We start from the raw sequence: 16,424 nt of genomic DNA, 5'->3' as shown, positions 1-16,424 counted from the left end.
CTGACAACCGGATGGAAAACATCCGTCCACGTTTCGCCCGCAACTCGAGGACGCAGCGATGGCTGAGCTACAAGTGCGGCTTGATCAATCGCATTTGGCTTCCATTACCTTCGACGATTTGTCCGATTTGCAAGTTGGGATCAGATCAACCCCGAATTGAGCCGAACTAAATTAGCTCTATAGCCGCACGCATGTCGCAACATGTGGGGATGAACCTTAAAGGGCAGTTTGGCTGCTTGACCGGCATGCTCGACCATGCGGGCGAACCCTGCTGTCCCGAATGGTGCGCCGCGCTCGGAGGTGAACATGAACGGTGAGGCGGGGGATTGCTCCCTTTGGAGACGACGCAGTGAGCGCAGTTCATCACCCATGATGGGGTGTGTGCTCGGGGTACCGCGCTTGACCCTCCGGACATGTAGCGTTGCAGTAGGGAAGTCGACCTGATCCCAGCGGAGGTCGACCACCTCGCAGGCCCGGAGACCATGCCGGTAGGTGACAAGCATCATAGTAGCGTCGCGGTGTCCCCATCGGTTGGTCTTGGCGGCCTCAATGATCTTTGCCACTTCCGCCTCCGTGAGATGCTCTCGCGTCCGGAGCACCTTGTTGGGAAGTCGCCTGGCCGTGACTGTTCGATCTACGGCGTTCGGCGCGACTAGTTTGAGGTGAGAATTCTTCATTCGTTTGGGCTTCTGCTGCCGGAGACTGTTCCAAGAATGCACATTTTACTAACAGTAGGATACGAGGGTATGAGTCAAATTGACTCACTGAAGGGGCGTGGGAAACTGGTCTCGCCTGCGATCCTGTTGGATGCTCATTCTGCTCGATATATAGCGCAGGCTGCGCAGGTGACATCTGTCACGAAGACTAGGGAGGGCGGGAAACAGGTTGACCGTGCTCGTTGGCGAGAGCCCTTGTTCAAACAAGTTGGGTGAGGGCACGGGGGAGATTTGAAAGCCGTCGCCACGAGGTGACCTCTCAGATTGCCGCTCCTAAACTGAATTGAGGCCGGGCCGCGCTAGCAATCCAAACGCAGTAGCCAATCGAACTGAGACGCAGTATTTGTCCGCATCAATAATTCAGGATCGATGAGTGCGCATATGCAATTGGCCGCGGAACTAACTCTGTCAAAGGCACGGCACTTTCTGAGCGAAGCGCGAAGGCTGCAAAGGGCATCATCTGTATTAAGCGATCGTATGCCATTTTCGGCGAACTTGGAGGCCGCCATTGTATATGCACGTGCGGCGGTAGAGCACTTGCGTCAGGAACTCGCTCCAAAATTTGGTAGTTACAGGACGTGGCACGACACAGCGTGGAGGCAGTTTAACGGGTTACCCACGTTTGAGTACTTCTATAATCGTCGGAACTTCATTCTTCATCAGGCGCCCGAGGAAACAACCGCCAACGTTGACCTTAAAATAGATACATCTATTGAAATGACCGTTACGCTAACGATGAATATCACCCGAGCAGATGGGTCAACTGAGACACGCAACTCCGGGTCGGCGCCCCCAAGCGCGACCCTGCAGCCATCTCCATCGACGCAGAAACAAAGTTTCTTTTTTGCCGATCCTGACTGGGCCAGCAAACCGGCGGTCGAGTTCGTTAGCGACTTCGTCGACCTCTGTGAGTCCTTCGTAGCTGAGGCGAAGCGCGAGTTCACTTAAGAAGGAGGGTTAGAGGAGGCGATATGCAAGCTTACGTGAATTGGACGATTTTGGTCAACGAAGCGTCGGCCGGCTGTGCATTCGTTGCTGCTGGCCTTTGGCTCTATTCGGCACGCGTTGAAATTTGGGCTGATGGGCAGACTACGGCACGGCGGGACAACTTCGTGCTTGATAAGGATGGCCGTCCATATGATCTGGCGGGCACCGCGCGGGCACAGTCACGTTGGAGCGCGTATGCTGCTATCGCTGCCGCCGCCGCTGCTGTGCTTCAGGGGGTGGCAACGATGATAAGCTGAGCGCTTCCTTCATTCTTCTTCAGGGCGAGGCGAGCACGAACTGAAGGCTTATTGACCGTTGTTGACCTGCCGGTTGATCAAACTTTGAACGGAGGAGGCTAACCGAGGACAGGGCGGGTGGGACACCGCCTATCGCTCGGGATTGAACTCCTTCGATCTGTGAATAATCTCTTCCCAGTCAAGAACGGCGATGGTCTTCTGCGCCTTGCCCCTCCAGCCTCCGCCGTAAACGACCAGCTTATTGTTGACTCGGATCATTCCCCGAAGCGGAAACTGGACATTGGCCGCACCTATTTCGGCCTCAGACTCAACATCGAAGACGGTGATCACTCCATCGTCGTTTCCAGCACAGAAGGTCTTGCTATCGATACCAGCAACGCACGTGTATTTTGCAGATTCTGAAGCTGCAATGTATTTCGTGTACTTGCCCGCCGAGAGCTTAACTTGGGCGAGCGCTCCCTCGCCGCAGACGATCAGACTGGTGTGGTCCATCGGACACATGTCCACAATGGTAAAATCAATCGGTATCTTACGATCGGCCGCAAAGTGATGGTCGATGAAGAAGAGATTCTGCCCCGCTGCGACCACTACCTCCTGTCCGAGCAAGCTCATGCGTTGAATGCTCCTGCCCAGCTTGAGGTTTTCTGCGCCGTACTTCGAGAGAGTGGCCTCATTCAAGCTCCAGCGTCTTGCAATTCCATCCCGGGTCCCGCTCACGGCGCCCCAAGGGGCTATGGCTACCGCAGAGACGTTCTCTTGATAGATTGAGTCATACTCCAAGCTTACCAGAGTGACCGGGTTGATGGTCTCAAGTCCGTCTTGACTTCCAGCCACCACAACCATCGAAGACCGAGCGAGGCAATTGATGGTTTGGTGACCAATGCGGTGACGGTCGGAAACTTTGCCGGTCTGAACGTCCAGAACGTATATCCACCCGTCCTTCCCGCCAAGGACAACTTTGGAGTCGCCGAGCCGCGTTGCGCAAACCATCGGTTCGCCAGTTGAGGAATTCCGAGTCTTAAGTTGGAGTTGCTTTTGTTCGATAGGCTTATCGCTGAAAACTTGATGCAGAAGCTTCGCGATATCTCTCGAAATCTTGCTGCCCTTGTCGACAAGCGACGAAAGATCCTCAGTGAACTCGCGCTCATCCTTGTATGCCCGCTTGAAGTGCTCAGCGAGATTGCTCAGCTCACCAACGATCTTGTCTGCGCCCTGCTGCAAGAACCGGAATATGCCTTGGTAGACTACATCCTGCTCCAGTGAAAGCTTGATCGCGAAGGCAGTGGCGCTCAGGCGTTGCACTACCAATTTTGCTGTACGAAGCACCTCAGCATCGTGCACGCGCATGAGATGAACTTCAAAGTGCTGGTACGTTATGTGTGTTCGAGTGAGCAGCTCATTAACATCGTCCTTGAGTTCCGACACGCTTTGCTGGATGAGCCGCACGTCAATATACGGAGTACGCATAAGCGCAGCGATCTCTGCCTGGGCATTTGTTATCACCTCAGGGTTCAAGGACCGCATCGCCCGCTCTAGGTCCGCATACAATCGGTCCATGGCAGAGAGCAGCTGTTCGGCCGAGTAGGTGCCTTCCTCGTTGTCCTTGTCGCGGAGATCATTCCGGAATTGATAGAGGCCATCTCGGATAATGAAGATCGTTTCGAAAAATTCCTCGCTCCAATAATCTGGCTCATGAGCTGCTGCCGGTTTGATGGACACCGAGATTAGGTGTTTCATGAAGCCGGAGGTGGGCGATGAAGAGACGGAAGTTCAGTCGCGAGTTCAAGGTCGAGGCGGTCAAGCTGGTCAGGGAACGTGGGGTGTCGGTGGCGCAAGCCGGCCGCGACCTGGATGTTCATGAGAATGTTCTGCGCAAATGGGTGAAGGAGTTCGGCTCCGACCCAGTGCAGGCCTTCCCAGGCCACGGGCAGATGAAGCCGGAGCAGCAGGAGATCGAGCGGCTGCGCCGTGAGGTCGCCAAGCTGAAAGCCGAACGGGACATCCTAAAAAAGGCCGCAGCCTTCTTCGCGAAGGAAGCGACATGAAGTTCGCCTTCATCGCGAAGCACCGGGCGATTTTGGCCGGTGGCATGGCTATGCGATGCGCTGGGGGTTTCGCGGTCGGGCTTCCATGCCTGGCTGAACCGCTCTCCCAGCGCCAGATCCCGCAGCGACGAAGAGCTCGGCGGCAAGGTCAAGGCCAGCTTCATGGCAAGTGATCGCACCTATGGTGCGCGCCGAGTGTGGCGTGATCTGCTCGCCGATGGGGCGGACTGTGGCCTCCATCAAATCGAACGGCTGATGCGCCTGCAAGGCTTGCGGGCGCGGCCGCGACGCCGACGCTTTCCGAAGGACAGCGGCGATCGGCAGCTCGAGACCGTGCCGGCGAACCTCCTTGACCGGCAATTCGCCGCCGAGCGGCCGAACCAGAAGTGGATCGCCGATTTTACGTATCTCTGGACGGCTGAGGGCTGGCTCTATGTCGCAGCGGTGATCGACCTGTTCTCACGCCGGGTGGTGGGCTGGTCGATGAGTGCCGCCATGACGGCGCAGCTCGTGACAGACGCATTGCTGATGGCAGTCTGGCGGCGGGGTAAGCCGGATGCGCTGTTGCACCACTCGGACCAGGGCAGCCAATACAGAAGCGAGCAGTTCCAGCGCCTAATGGCCGACCACGGCATCGTCTGCAGCATGAGCCGTTCCGGCAACGTCTGGGACAATGCGGCGATGGAGAGCTTCTTCTCGTCGCTCAAGACCGAACGGACGGAGAGCAAAACCTACAGGACCAGAGATGAGGCGCGAGCCGATGTGTTCGACTACATCGAACGATTCTACAACACGACCCGCAGGCACTCGACCATCGGCTATCTCAGCCCGGTTGAGTTCGAGCGCAAGGTGGGATTAGCTTAACCGGGTGTCCATCAAACCGGCAGCAGCTCATCAAGCCTCAACGAATCACAGAGGGCATCAAGGCTCGTCTTATCGAGAACGTCCTCTAGGGGGATATTTGCGCGTCGAACGAGATCGCCGATAGTATCGACATCATCTCGCACGCGTTTAAGCAATTCATCTCGTGAGTTCACCGCGGCGCCTCGCCGGACATTGCGAATCGTTCAAAGGTAGCAAATATAGCACGATATCTTGAATTCCGGATGGCTAGGGAGAGCTTCAGATGACTGGGGATGCTGCGGCCAATGCCGTGCATATCGGGATGGCCATTTTTGAACTTCTCGGGACCTATGCGCTGGCGTGCTTCGTTGGTGCCGGTGGCGGCGTCTTGGTCGCAAGAACGTATTTGTCGCAGAAAATCAAAGCGGCGATCAAGAGCGAATATGAGGAGAGGCTGGAAGTTCTAAAGGCCGACCTTAAGGCGAGCAACGATACACAGCTTGAGAGGTTGAAAGCGCAACGCAAAGCCCAAGGTGATGTCGCGATTGAACAGCTGAAAAGCGAGCTGGCCATCGCTGCTGCCCAGCGGAATGTCGAATTTTCTCATCTTCACTTGAAGCGTGCCGAGGTCTTGGCAGAAGTTCATGCGCTGCTCCGAGATGCAATAGACGCGACAGCCGATTATACTAAGGCCTTTGAGCCAGCCGGTGGCACGTCACGAGAAGAGCGCGGAATCAAAGCGGCGAAGGCAACAAACGAGTTCATTCGCGCATTTCGAACGAAAGAGATTTATCTGCCAGAATCCGCCGCCGAGAAGGTGCGTGCCATATCTGACGAGTTGAAGTTTGCATTTTTCCAGTTTCTCTACGGAGTGAATCCTGGAGGAGACCTGAGCGCAGACAGGACCAAGAAGTTGCATGAGATTCAGGAGAAGATAGAGAGACTTTCTGGACCAGCCACCAAAGAGTTGCAAACCGACTTCCGCAATCTGCTTGGCTATCAAGCCGGTGCCCAGCCGGTAGGGTCGCGGGCGGCTGAAGTCACCAAGCAAAATGGGGATCAAGTTGGCGAGTAACTTCCCGCACGGGAGCCTCCCAAACGTGGCTTATAGGTCCATCGTCACACCCTTCCTCCCGTTCCCTTCCAGGCAGGCCCGCAATCCGGTCAGGTTGCGTGCGGATAAGAAGCCCTCAAGGTGGCACATAAGCTCATCACGTAGACCGGCCAGAAGGCGCACCGCGGGTTCAGGCGTACGAGCACCCCGAATGGGCGGCGGCCTTAAGTAGGGCGGGGAAGGGCAACGCAGCGGCCATCGCCGCGCGGTTACCGCCAACGCGGACCAAGCGCCCGAGACCTCGCGGAGGTGGTGACAGCCATCCTGGCAAAGGGTGCGGTCACACTGGAGGCTATCGCCAACGAGCTGAATGGTTGCGAGATGACCCCGTGTGGCGGTCGCTGTTATCCGTCCTCGGTGGCCAATCTGCTGCTGAGGCTTGAGGCGTAAGACCGCTGCGCAACGCTGGTCGGGAGGCAAGCACGTTTCCTTCCACGCTTCCGGCCTCGTGGCGGGGCATACGGGGGAAGTCGCGCTGCAGCTCCCACGCCCTACCTTTCGCGGGGTTTCACCCTAAAATTAGTTGAGACGCCTTTGATCGAGTTCGCGACTCAGTGCCGCGGAGGTATGCTTGGCGTGAAGGAAAGGTGCTGAACGATGGCTGTTTTCGACCTCTACTCGAAGCGCAGGAAGCGCGAGCTGGGCCAAACGCCTGATGTCTTCACTTACGACGAAATACCTGAAGGACTTCGCACCCAGGTTGTTCATATCTGGAGCGATGCCATCGGTGAGCCGAGCTTGAGCGAATGGCACTCTGAGGATATGCGGCAGTGGTATCATGAGATAGCAAAGGTGCTCCGTCGGGAATACAGTGTTTTCAAGCTTGTCTCGCGCTACATGGACCCGAACGATCCTCGCGACGCTCAACGAGAGCTTACTGAATGGTTTTTGGCGGAGAAGGACGCCGCAAGAGTGCTTGATGCGATTGAGCTGAGCTTTAGAGTCATTAACAACGTGTGTGGTGAGTTTAACTACGCTGGCCGCGGCGACAGGGCCGCAAAGATCGCGAAGGAAGCTCTTGAAGAACTCAACGCCCGCTTCAAGGAGTATGGCGTCGGCTATCAATACACGGATGGCCAGATAGTTCGTGTCGATTCGCAACTAGTCCATAAAGAGGTGGTGGTACCTGCATTAACCGTTCTGCGCGGCAAGGCCTTCAATAATGCGCAGGGCGAGTTTTTGAGCGCGTATGAACACTTTAGGCATGGCAAGAAGCAGGAAGCTTTAGTGGATTGCTACAAGTGCTTTGAGAGCACCATGAAGGTTATCTGCACCAAACGAAAATGGCCGTTCGATCCAAAGGCAGCAGCCAAAGACCTCGTGAATGTTTGCATGTCCAATAATCTCATGCCGGCATACTGGCAGGCTCACTTCAATGGGCTCAGGAGCGTGCTTGAGTCGGCAATATCGACACCGCGCAACAGACAGGCGGGGCATGGTGCTGGCGCTGGGCCTGCACCGGAAGTGCCTGACGAGCTTGTCTCCTACGTGCTCCACATGACGGCGGCGACTGTGCTGTTCCTCGCCGAGGCAGAGAAGAGGCTTGCTGAGATAAAGCCATGAAAAAGATTCTCACCAGCATCGTGGCGGGATTGTTCGTATTCCTCATCACTCGGGCGCTCGCGTATCTGCTTGGACTGGATGCCGTGGCACTCAGGGTGGCGCAACGTTTCCTCGAATTGCCCGCCCTTGATTTACAACTAATCGGCTGGCTTCTTAGCGGGTTTGTTGGCTTAGTCGTTTTAGTGCTCTGGTTGGTTCTGGACCTGGGTGACTGGCTTCGGCAAGCACTGGCGCCGCGTCCTCCGATCGGCAGCCTACCAGTCGCCGGCGATCCCACTCTTAAGTTTGAGGTTAATCGCACTACGGGCAAAGTGTCTGCCGAGCTGTTCGTAGATCTGGTCAACAATAGCGATGATTTGGTATTCGCAGAATTCGCGCTCAGGGCGACGGTCAACGGTAAGGACCTGGATGCTCCCATTCTGGGGCAAGGCCACGCTGCTCCCGGGGAGAAGATGAGACTCTTCGTTCGGTTCGACGAAGTGCCCATGCGAGAAGATTTGCTGGCCGTTATGGAGTACGACTTGAAGTACCTATTCAAAGTTCGTGGTCGGAGGCAAAGGAGAACGGCCAAGGGCATCGAATGGAGGACGCAAAAGCCTGAAGGGCGTCCAGGACCGGCCGGAGGCAAGGTCGTAAAGATGATCACTGTTAAGTACTATAACCAGATTGAGGAGTGACCCGATTAAGGGCGGCTTTACAGGGCTCACCTGGGTAACATTGCTGGTAAACATTCTCTACGGTTGCTAGAATTTCTCTAGGTATTTCAAAGCTCAAAACGTCGGGCAGCGCAATCCGCCCCTGGGCACCAGCACCTCCTCTACATGGTGCTACATAGCTCTCCATGGCAACCTGAAAACCTGGAAACTTCAATCACCTACCCAGTATATGCTGCTTCATCGTCGCCGGTGACAGCACCTGAAATTTTGGGTAGGATTCTGGGTAAGTGCTCTGTGTAATGCAGGAGCCGACCCATGCTTACCCAAGTTGGCGTGCTGGCCGCGAAGCCCCGTGAGCTCCCTGACGGCAATGGCCTCCATCTTTTGATCGAAACCAATGGGAGCAAGCTCTGGCGCTTCCGGTATCAATTTCACCGGAAGGAAAAGATGCTCTCGCTCGGGGCCTTCCCAGACGTGACTATCGCGCAGGCACGCCGGAAGCGAGATGACGCGCGATCGGTTCTGGCGGGCGGCGTTGACCCAGCGCCGCATCGATTGCAGCCGCAAACACCTTCGGTGTAGTGGCTACTGAGTACCTTGAGCGCATGCGCGCGGAAAATGCTGCCGAATCAACCATCGCCAAAAACAAGTGGCTGCTAAAGGACCTTGCTGCGCCCTTGGCGAAGCGCCCGATAGCCGAAATATCCTCGGCGGCGTAAATAGTCGGTAAGTTGCGATCGTCGTGACAAAGAGCGCCTGATCGTAATATAGCGACAGCGGGAGCAAGCTTGCGGTCGTCATGTCGCATCTTTCAAGGAGGTACTTGTTACGCGGCCGATTGCTCGCACGCAGGCTCGAGTACTGACAAAGATTGGTGTTGATGCCCGGCAAATCCGCGCGCATCTGCTCCATCGCTCTTTGATCCAGCTGACGTCGTAGTTCAGCAGAGACAAATGCCTCCAATTCAGCGATGGCGTTTTTGAACCAGGACTGTACATCCGAAATGACCGGATCGCCTAGCGCACTGGCCGACAACCGGCCTCCGACATAACTGATCGCGCCTTGCAGCAGTGCAAGTCCAACAAACGGCGCTGCGGACCCAAGTGTAGCCGGCTCTTGTGGTGCGGCCGATCTGCCGAACGGCAGCGTCGTTGCTATCAGGCCGCAAATCATCTCCCGCCGCGAAGCGAAGATTCGGGTTTCGGTCCGAGCTGCATTGTCTTTGCCGATACGTACGTCTAGTAGCCCTGAACCATGCTCAATGTTTCCTTATTGCAGCGAAATTTCATATACGCCTCTCCCGTGCGTCGCCGCCCGCATTAACCGCTGAGTCGGGTGAATCTGCAGATCGAATATCGGCGCATCGGGTAATCCGTTCTCCAGAGGATTCCAATTGAGACCACCGTCGGGAGAATGCCAGACGCCAACATCAGCACCGACATAGACGTTGTTGGGAGCTATCTGGTCAACGGCCAGAGCATTGTGCTCAACGTCAAGGAGGCCGGTTCCGCCGACGCCACTCCGGACTTCCCAGCGTGTTCCGTCGAAGTGCCAAACCCTGCGACGGTCTCCCATTCCTCCAAAGGCCACATAGATGGAGCCGCCATTCGCGTCGGCCCAGTCCACTGCAAGATCGGTGATAAGGCCCGATACTCCGAGCGGCGCGGCGGGCGCGTCGTCGAGCCGCGTAATCTGCCATGCATTGCCCAAGCGATCTGCTCGAAACACTTGCCCGCGCGTCGTCCCAATGAACAGACGGTTTGTCGATGCAAATGCAAGTGCGAACGCGTCACCCGTCGAAGCCCCACCAGGTAGGGTGATCGGCGAGAGCCAAGTGCTCGCGAAGTTGTTCGATAGATATACAAGCTGACCAGCCGCGACCGCCACCAAGTCTGCGCTGGATGGGTTTGATGGATTGTAAGGCACACCGACAATTGGCTGCGTCATCGTCGCCCAACCGAAGTTCCACACCGGCGTCCAGCCCGCGTGCGATGTACCTCCCGTCGTGGAGCGATACACGACCCCGTTCATGTACACGAGCACCTGATTAGGCGTGTTCCAGTTAATCAAACAGTAGCCACCATCTCCACCGCTGACGTGCGTCCAGATCGGCCCCGACGACGTCCGCGCCGTGCCGTTATCTTGCAGGCCACTGAACAGGATGTTGGGATCTGTTGGATGCTGCGCGATAAAATTGCTGCAGAGGCACGCGAGCCCATTATTTTGACTTACGAACTCACCGGTGCCTTTGGGGGCGCGGTTGAGAAATACCCCGCCGTCGCATCCACACCACAGCTCGTTCGGATCGCCGGGCGTGTGGCAAATGACGTGAATATCGGCGTGGGCATGGGTACCGATCGATGCCGAGTTGCTCACCTTGTAGGCCGAACCGCTCGCCTGGATAGTGCAACGCCAGACCGATCCGCCCCACGGCGGGGCGTCCATGCGATCGCCGCCAAGGTAAATTAGGTTGGTATCGGCAGGGTCAACGACGATCGTTAGGTCGTAAGCCCCCTGACCTCCTGGCAGGACGTTGGGCACAGCGTTAACGGGTTTCCAGGCTTGCGTCACGCCATCAAGGCGATAGACGCCCTGGAGCGATCCGCTCGAAGTTGTAACAAATGCATAGAGCAGATTTGGCTTATCTGATTGCACGGCAAGTGCTATGCGCCCAACGTTGGTAGTTGGGAAATTAGTGCCGGTGGTAGCCCAGGTTGCTCCGCCGTCGTCCGAATGCACCACCGTTGACCGAGAGGGACCCTGTCCCCACTGCGCACTGAAGAACCGTGTAGCGCCGCCGCTTGATGCGGCAACGACGCTCGTGTGCACTCCAGTGCGCTCCTGCACCCATTGGAATTGACCTCCGGCCTGAGGTACACGGCGGTAGAGTCCAGCGGTCGTCGCACCAATGACATTCTCGCGATTGCCGGGATCGATCGCGAGCGCGAAGAAAGCTTCGCCTGCAAGGTCCGGCGAGCTTGCTTCGACGACCCAGCTTGCGCCTCCATCGTCGGTGCGGATCACGCCGAGCCCGCGGTAGGCTGGAAGGGCTCCCGTTACGCGAGAGCGGAAGAGTTGCAGCGTGTCCCCTTCGCCGGTGCCAACATAGACCCGGTTCGGGTCTGTCGGATCAAGTGCGATCGCACCGCAGACCAAGCTTGCTGTGGCAAAATTCGTGGGATCCAAGTCGAAGCGGTCCATCATGGACCGCCATGTTGTTCCGCCATCCGCGGAACGAAATACGCCGCCGTTAGCCGAGGCAGCATAAACCACCGCGCCGCCCGGCGCGACCGCGAGACGCGAGACGCGCCCTGCAACCGGCTGATTGCCGACGGTTTGGCCATCCATCACAACACTCGGGCCCAACGGGAGCCAGTTGCGCGCACCTGGGACAAATGGCATCGGCGGAGCGCCCGGCGCCACCGCCGGCCCTACGACTGCGGCGGCCTTGCGTTGCTTGTATTCGAGGAGGACGTCGCGCCAGATTGTGGGCTGGGCCGGCGCGATCAGGGTCGTGCTGGTTGAATCGAGACTGCTTGCAGTTGTCGTGGTGACTGAGCGGGACGGTGCGCCCCGCCCCTCCAGTGGGGTGTAGCTCGACTCTAGCATCGGGAGCAGCCACTCAAGTGGCCCGCTTCCATCTGTCTTCTTTTTCTTCTTCTTTGCAGCGACTTTTTGCTTATTAAGCTTTAGCGGCTTGAATGAGGGAGAGGCACGTGCAGCAGTGCGTTTGGTCTTGCGCACATATCGCTTTTTGGATGGCGAGGAGGAGCTTCGCTTCCGCTTTGTCGACTTGCTCATCTGAGTGACCTCGCGCTATCCGGCGACCTCAACCTGGTTCTATTCACGACACACGTTGGGGAGTGCGACACGCTGCGCGGCGCAATTGCCCTCGTGCAGTCGACAGTGACAAAAAATCAATATCGAGGACCGGGTGGGACACCTTCGGTCATTTCAATAATTCGGATCTGCTATTACCGCGTTTCTGCCTTGGGCCGCAATCATGCGCGATGCTTCAGCCCTAACAGATTTCGGACGTAGCCCCTTGCCTTGGGCACACGAGCAAAAATGACAATTGCGACAACCACGCAGGCGGCAAGAACAATTGTCGCCTCAGTAGTACCGTCACCTCCATCAGGGCTAAAACCCAGCAACTGCTCTATCCAGTCCATCTTATACTCCCCTCGTCTTGGTATTGACTCCTTGATTTCGGTCCGACAGTGACGATCAAGACCAAGCTCTGGCGGGAGGTAGTGCAGCGTCGGTTGCGTCGTACCAACGAGCTGACCAAGCACGTCCATGCGCGCGTGCCTGCTATGCTCAACGCGCCCGCAACAAACGCTGCGTCCTCCGATTGAAATACCTCGATAATCCAAAAGGACGAATGAAGCAGACAGATTAGACGCTAGATTTGTCGATTTCGCAACTAGGAAGCGATGCACGTAGAAATAGTCTGGAGACCTGACCGATTGGGCCTACGGGGCAGCAACCAGCCAATTCGGGAAACAAAACTACGTTTTGACAGCAATCTCGCGTGAGCAGCACTGCGCCGGCTGATGCGCCATCCAGACGCTCAAGGCCATGGCGCTGCATCTGCGGCTTGATCGCTATTGGGAGGATCAGCTCGCCTCCGCGCCCGGAACGCGGCCGTGCCGGCGGGCGGCCATCCGGAAAATGCAAGTGGCATCAGTGAGCGGGGTTATTCCCGCACTTACATTTTAAAAAAATTCCGCCCTCTTTATTGGAGTGGTGATTTAAGTTGGTTATGCTCGGCGTCGCTGAAAAACTTGTATGCTTCTATTTTATTCGCTGATTATTGTTTTCACGAGAGCATTGTTCATGGCCCAGCGAGCAGTATCCCGCGAGGATTTCCGAGGCTTATTTGCTTTCTATGCATCTGTTGCCCGACACAACAGCAAGCATGACGGCGCATTGAGGCTGCTGAATTATTCACGTCGAGCCAAGCCCTTTCCGAAGAACTTCTGGATCAGTGGTCAGAGCGCGCTGACGCCCTCGGGGCAGAGAGGGTTGGTAGCGTACTGGGCCCACGCTCGCGGGCCGTAGCTGATGGCGATGCAGAGTACGACCATGCTAGCGCGTTTCTCCACGCATTGCTCAAAGCGTTGGATCAAACCCAGCACTAGACTTAGTCGATCAGCTCCAAGTCCGACGCAGCGTGCCGGTTGATATGCGAGGGAACGAGTAGCAATTGCTCAAACCAACTTGGTAGGCAGCTTGCGCCACCGCTCGAAGCGCAATGATGCGACGTCAGCCGAGCAGTCGGGGTTGCCTGAAATGGAAACCGCTAGGAGTGAACCTATTTGCAACAGCGAGCACGTCAGCTTCGCGTGCCTCCAACGCGATCTTCTGGGCGAGCATGACGTCTCCGATCGGCAGGGAGCCGGCATGAGCAGAATCCTCTTCTGCAGATGATTCCTTTCGTCGATCTCACAAAACGTTGGCCAAGGTCCGACGTAGACCCTGTAACGCTTCCCACTCTAGTTCCCTATCACATCGAAGTAACCATTGCGGGCGAACGGCCCTCGCTCCGGCATTGACAGCCATTCCCGCAACAGCCGCAGCGGGCGGCCCTCCGGTGTGCTTTCGGCGCTGTGTTTGATGAAAAGAGCTCGCGTGATCGCTACAAACTAACAACGAACGAAGCGATAGCAGCAATCCCACCAGCGATGGTCCCAACATAGCTAAGCACCGGCTCCTTATCTGTTGAGATCAGATAAAGGCACTTCACTAGGAAGTCGTTCAGTAGCCTTGGCATTGAACGGATCAGCAGCAAAGTGCAGCTTGCTAGGAGAGCTACCACAAGCGGGAATGCAGAGATGGCGCCGAGCCAAGCACCAACCCAATATATCCCAAACCCAGGATATGAATTTACATATCGGTCGACCCTTTTGGACATAAGTTCTAATTTCTGACGAGTGGTGTCGGAAAGGAAATACGACAACTCTCCGACGCAAGGCACTGACTCGCCTTGCCACATAGTGAACTGATTGAGGGCAACGTAGAGCCACCACGAGGCGAAGCCCGCGATGACAATGACCGCAATGGCACCCATCAAGAGGCCGACCAACAAAATCAGATGTACGGCAGATGCAGCTAAGCGGATGAGCCACTGTGAAAGGAGAAGTGACGCAAAACTGATAAGCAGCAGATGTCCAATCATCGCGGCGAAGCATGCTGAGAATTCCTCCGCAGCCGGATAGCGCCACGAATACCAGTATGCGAAGAAGCTTGAGCAAGTCTCGCCATGAGTGAAGTAAATAATATTGCAGCGCCACACAGCAGCGGCAACGGCGATCGCTACGAAGTTTGTAACCAAAAACAGGAGGACTGCGACGGACATCCCCTTACTGGACCCCGTAAAGAATTGCATACTGTTTGCGACGTGCTGGAGAGACGATCGGGTTACCTGAACGGCGGTACGCTCTTGAAGAGCGTCCCATAGTTTGTCGAGCTTCTTTCGAAATAGGGGGTCCTCATCTCTTGTGTACCATACTACAAACCTGAAGCCCCACTTGATCAGCCCAAATGCAAGCGTCGCCATCACGGCAGCCGAGAAAAATGTGCCGGCCATTGTGCTATTTCTCCGGTGACGTAGATCGCTAGCCCATTCCGGTGAAGCGGTAGTTATCCTTTAGGACCGATTGGACGTGCATACCCCCATCGAGCAGACTCAAGCGTCACTCGCAAGAACAGAGCCGCTATTGGATGAGCCAGGAGCAAGTCGCATTCGGCGAGCTATTGCAGGTCGAAACGGATCGGCGTCGGCTCTCCTTCCGAGGGGCCGTCGAAAAACAGCAGCGCGCGCACGCTGTTGCCAGATCGGTCGAGTGGCAGGAGCGCCTCGGGCTTCACTTTCTCCGGAAAGCCGCCCAGATCCGCGAGGAGCGTCGCCTTGCGGCTGTGGCCGTCCCAACGATAGATACTGTAGTCGCCCTTCGGAATAGGTGTGCCGTCTGGCGGATCGTTCACCGGTCCCGCCAGCATCAGGAAGGCGCCATCATACGGCGCCATGTCCCGGATTCCTCGTGTCCGCTGGTGCGTGTCGCGGCCCAGATCCACATGCTTAAAGTTGGTTTGGTCCGAACCGCCGGTGAAAACGGTCTCGATCGGTACGACCAGGACCGCGGCCGTGCCGTCCACCTCGCAATCGCTCGCCGGGGTATTCGAAACGACCGGGCCGCGCATGCCGAGATAAAGCTGCCCGCCGCGGACCGCGAGGCCCTCAATCGTCAGGCCATTGTCTGCGAGTTCGCGGTCGAACGCCGCCGTCAGTTCCGGTTCTCTCGGGATCAGCCGCGCCAATTCAATTGACGGGATGATCTCGACGGCGCCGCTCAAGTTGCCGGTTTCCCGATCGATGGCGTCGCGCGCGAACCTGATCCGGAAAATGCGCCGTGTCGCCGCGGCCTTGGCCCTGTTCTTCGCCTCCTTCTTGGCGTCCTCGGGATGATGACGCGGGCGCCCATGGGAGCCAATCACGTAAAACGAGCCGTCCGCATACGCGACCGCCTCGGCGTCGAGCTCCAGGGGCTTATCGTCCCAGGTATCGTACATCAGGCGGATGAAGGGACCGGCGACAAGATCTCCGTCCCTGACAATGACCACCTGCGTCCCCTGGCTCTCGTCGTCAACGAGAAGGCACACTCGCGGAAAACCGCTCGTCGTGTCGCACGCGATGCCGCTCACGTCTTTGGCCTTATCCATCGTATCGGGCTGAACGTCCTTGGGCTTGCCGAGCAGCTTTTGATGGACTTTCCAATGGTCTTGCGCCCATGCCGGGACCAGACCGCTTGTCGGCAACAGCACCGCACCGAGTATGATCGCACTCACCAGCGACAGGCCGCGCGAACGACACAATGAATGGTTGGTCATGATCGCTTCCTCCCCCTTCGCGTCCTGCGTTCAATATTGTAACGCCGCTGCCGTGTTACGTTCGCGCCTTTAGTTGACGGCGAATCTGCCTGAGGTCGCGTGCTGTTCCTTCCATCATGACGCCATTTGCCCTGGCCACGGTGATGCCGTTTATCGTTTTCAACTGCTCCGTCCGTGAGCGGCGCCCGATCCATTCACCTGCTAAAGCTGAAGTCGAGCTTATTCGCGTGAAAAGGTGGTGGGCTGACCCAGAAGTCTTGCCTCTGACTGGCAGTCACTCCCCTCGAAGCCGCCAAGACGAAGGATTGAGAAGCTTTCTCAACTGTCAGAAGCCCTACAGAATGCTCATC

Annotated in this window: 12 protein-coding genes and 1 pseudogene; 6 read left to right on the top strand and 7 right to left on the bottom strand. The window is 56.9% G+C overall.

Annotated elements, in window-relative coordinates:
* Positions 1–140 precede the first annotated feature (140 nt).
* Positions 141–677, bottom strand: coding sequence for a tyrosine-type recombinase/integrase (locus tag XH81_RS38685; RefSeq protein ID WP_442868189.1), 537 nt, complete (start codon positions 675–677; stop codon positions 141–143).
* Positions 678–1,687: 1,010 nt separating this feature from the next.
* Between XH81_RS38685 and XH81_RS04415 the strand changes: the two genes are divergently transcribed.
* Positions 1,688–1,960, top strand: a complete 273-nt coding sequence (locus XH81_RS04415) for a hypothetical protein (protein WP_271595932.1) — start codon at positions 1,688–1,690, stop codon at positions 1,958–1,960.
* A 129-nt stretch (positions 1,961–2,089) separates the two neighbouring features.
* On the opposite strand, the gene XH81_RS04410 is transcribed toward XH81_RS04415, so the two are convergent.
* Complete coding sequence (locus tag XH81_RS04410; protein ID WP_271595931.1) at positions 2,090–3,679, bottom strand: WD40 repeat domain-containing protein; 1,590 nt, start codon at positions 3,677–3,679, stop codon at positions 2,090–2,092.
* Between the two features lie 35 nt (positions 3,680–3,714).
* On the opposite strand from XH81_RS04410, the pseudogene XH81_RS04405 reads away from it, so the two are divergent.
* The 5 genes and pseudogenes from XH81_RS04405 to XH81_RS04385 all read left to right on the top strand — a co-directional run bounded on the left by XH81_RS04405 (position 3,715) and on the right by XH81_RS04385 (position 8,763).
* A pseudogene (locus XH81_RS04405) lies at positions 3,715–4,869 on the top strand (IS3 family transposase).
* A gap of 262 nt (positions 4,870–5,131) precedes the next feature.
* Complete coding sequence (locus XH81_RS04400) at positions 5,132–5,923, top strand: hypothetical protein (RefSeq protein ID WP_271595930.1); 792 nt, start codon at positions 5,132–5,134, stop codon at positions 5,921–5,923.
* 636 nt (positions 5,924–6,559) lie between these two features.
* Complete coding sequence (locus tag XH81_RS04395; protein ID WP_271595929.1) at positions 6,560–7,525, top strand: STM4504/CBY_0614 family protein; 966 nt, start codon at positions 6,560–6,562, stop codon at positions 7,523–7,525.
* Positions 7,522–8,202, top strand: a complete 681-nt coding sequence (locus XH81_RS04390; RefSeq protein WP_271595928.1) for a hypothetical protein — start codon at positions 7,522–7,524, stop codon at positions 8,200–8,202. Before XH81_RS04395 ends, XH81_RS04390 begins: the two co-directional genes overlap by 4 nt.
* Positions 8,203–8,496: 294 nt before the next feature.
* Complete coding sequence (locus XH81_RS04385) at positions 8,497–8,763, top strand: Arm DNA-binding domain-containing protein (RefSeq protein ID WP_271595927.1); 267 nt, start codon at positions 8,497–8,499, stop codon at positions 8,761–8,763.
* Positions 8,764–8,766: 3 nt separating this feature from the next.
* Here the strand turns inward: XH81_RS04385 and XH81_RS04380 are convergent, their stop codons facing one another.
* The 5 genes from XH81_RS04380 to XH81_RS04360 form a co-directional block, all read right to left on the bottom strand.
* Positions 8,767–9,354: a hypothetical protein gene (locus tag XH81_RS04380; protein WP_271595926.1), complete on the bottom strand. Its 588-nt coding sequence runs from the start codon at positions 9,352–9,354 to the stop codon at positions 8,767–8,769.
* Positions 9,355–9,450: 96 nt separating this feature from the next.
* Positions 9,451–11,982 carry a hypothetical protein gene (locus tag XH81_RS04375; protein WP_271595925.1) on the bottom strand — a complete coding sequence of 844 codons (2,532 nt, stop codon included), beginning with the start codon at positions 11,980–11,982 and terminating at the stop codon, positions 9,451–9,453.
* Between the two features lie 200 nt (positions 11,983–12,182).
* A complete protein-coding gene (locus XH81_RS04370; RefSeq protein WP_271595924.1) occupies positions 12,183–12,353 on the bottom strand; it encodes a hypothetical protein in 171 nt (56 codons plus the stop codon).
* Between the two features lie 1,469 nt (positions 12,354–13,822).
* Positions 13,823–14,773, bottom strand: coding sequence for a hypothetical protein (locus tag XH81_RS04365; RefSeq protein ID WP_271595923.1), 951 nt, complete (start codon positions 14,771–14,773; stop codon positions 13,823–13,825).
* 164 nt (positions 14,774–14,937) lie between these two features.
* A complete protein-coding gene (locus tag XH81_RS04360; protein ID WP_271595922.1) occupies positions 14,938–16,074 on the bottom strand; it encodes a DUF3616 domain-containing protein in 1,137 nt (378 codons plus the stop codon).
* Between the last annotated feature and the right edge of the window lie 350 nt (positions 16,075–16,424).

The sequence above is a fragment of the Bradyrhizobium sp. CCBAU 25360 genome, assembly GCF_028128695.1.
Lineage (GTDB): Bacteria > Pseudomonadota > Alphaproteobacteria > Rhizobiales > Xanthobacteraceae > Bradyrhizobium > Bradyrhizobium ottawaense.
Note: the sequence above shows the minus strand (reverse complement) of the source record. Positions and strands in the feature narration are given on the sequence as shown.

What these genes read in the sequence shown, in the direction of transcription:
- XH81_RS04360 (WP_271595922.1), bottom strand. Translation starts at nt 16,074, where the DNA reads ATGACCAACCATTCATTGTGTCGTTCGCGCGGCCTGTCGCTGGTGAGT.
- XH81_RS04380 (WP_271595926.1), bottom strand. Translation starts at nt 9,354, where the DNA reads ATGATTTGCGGCCTGATAGCAACGACGCTGCCGTTCGGCAGATCGGCC.
- XH81_RS04375 (WP_271595925.1), bottom strand. Translation starts at nt 11,982, where the DNA reads ATGAGCAAGTCGACAAAGCGGAAGCGAAGCTCCTCCTCGCCATCCAAA.
- XH81_RS04415 (WP_271595932.1), top strand. Translation starts at nt 1,688, where the DNA reads ATGCAAGCTTACGTGAATTGGACGATTTTGGTCAACGAAGCGTCGGCC.
- XH81_RS04370 (WP_271595924.1), bottom strand. Translation starts at nt 12,353, where the DNA reads ATGGACTGGATAGAGCAGTTGCTGGGTTTTAGCCCTGATGGAGGTGAC.
- XH81_RS04390 (WP_271595928.1), top strand. Translation starts at nt 7,522, where the DNA reads ATGAAAAAGATTCTCACCAGCATCGTGGCGGGATTGTTCGTATTCCTC.
- XH81_RS04365 (WP_271595923.1), bottom strand. Translation starts at nt 14,773, where the DNA reads ATGGCCGGCACATTTTTCTCGGCTGCCGTGATGGCGACGCTTGCATTT.
- XH81_RS04385 (WP_271595927.1), top strand. Translation starts at nt 8,497, where the DNA reads ATGCTTACCCAAGTTGGCGTGCTGGCCGCGAAGCCCCGTGAGCTCCCT.
- XH81_RS04400 (WP_271595930.1), top strand. Translation starts at nt 5,132, where the DNA reads ATGACTGGGGATGCTGCGGCCAATGCCGTGCATATCGGGATGGCCATT.
- XH81_RS38685 (WP_442868189.1), bottom strand. Translation starts at nt 677, where the DNA reads ATGAAGAATTCTCACCTCAAACTAGTCGCGCCGAACGCCGTAGATCGA.
- XH81_RS04395 (WP_271595929.1), top strand. Translation starts at nt 6,560, where the DNA reads ATGGCTGTTTTCGACCTCTACTCGAAGCGCAGGAAGCGCGAGCTGGGC.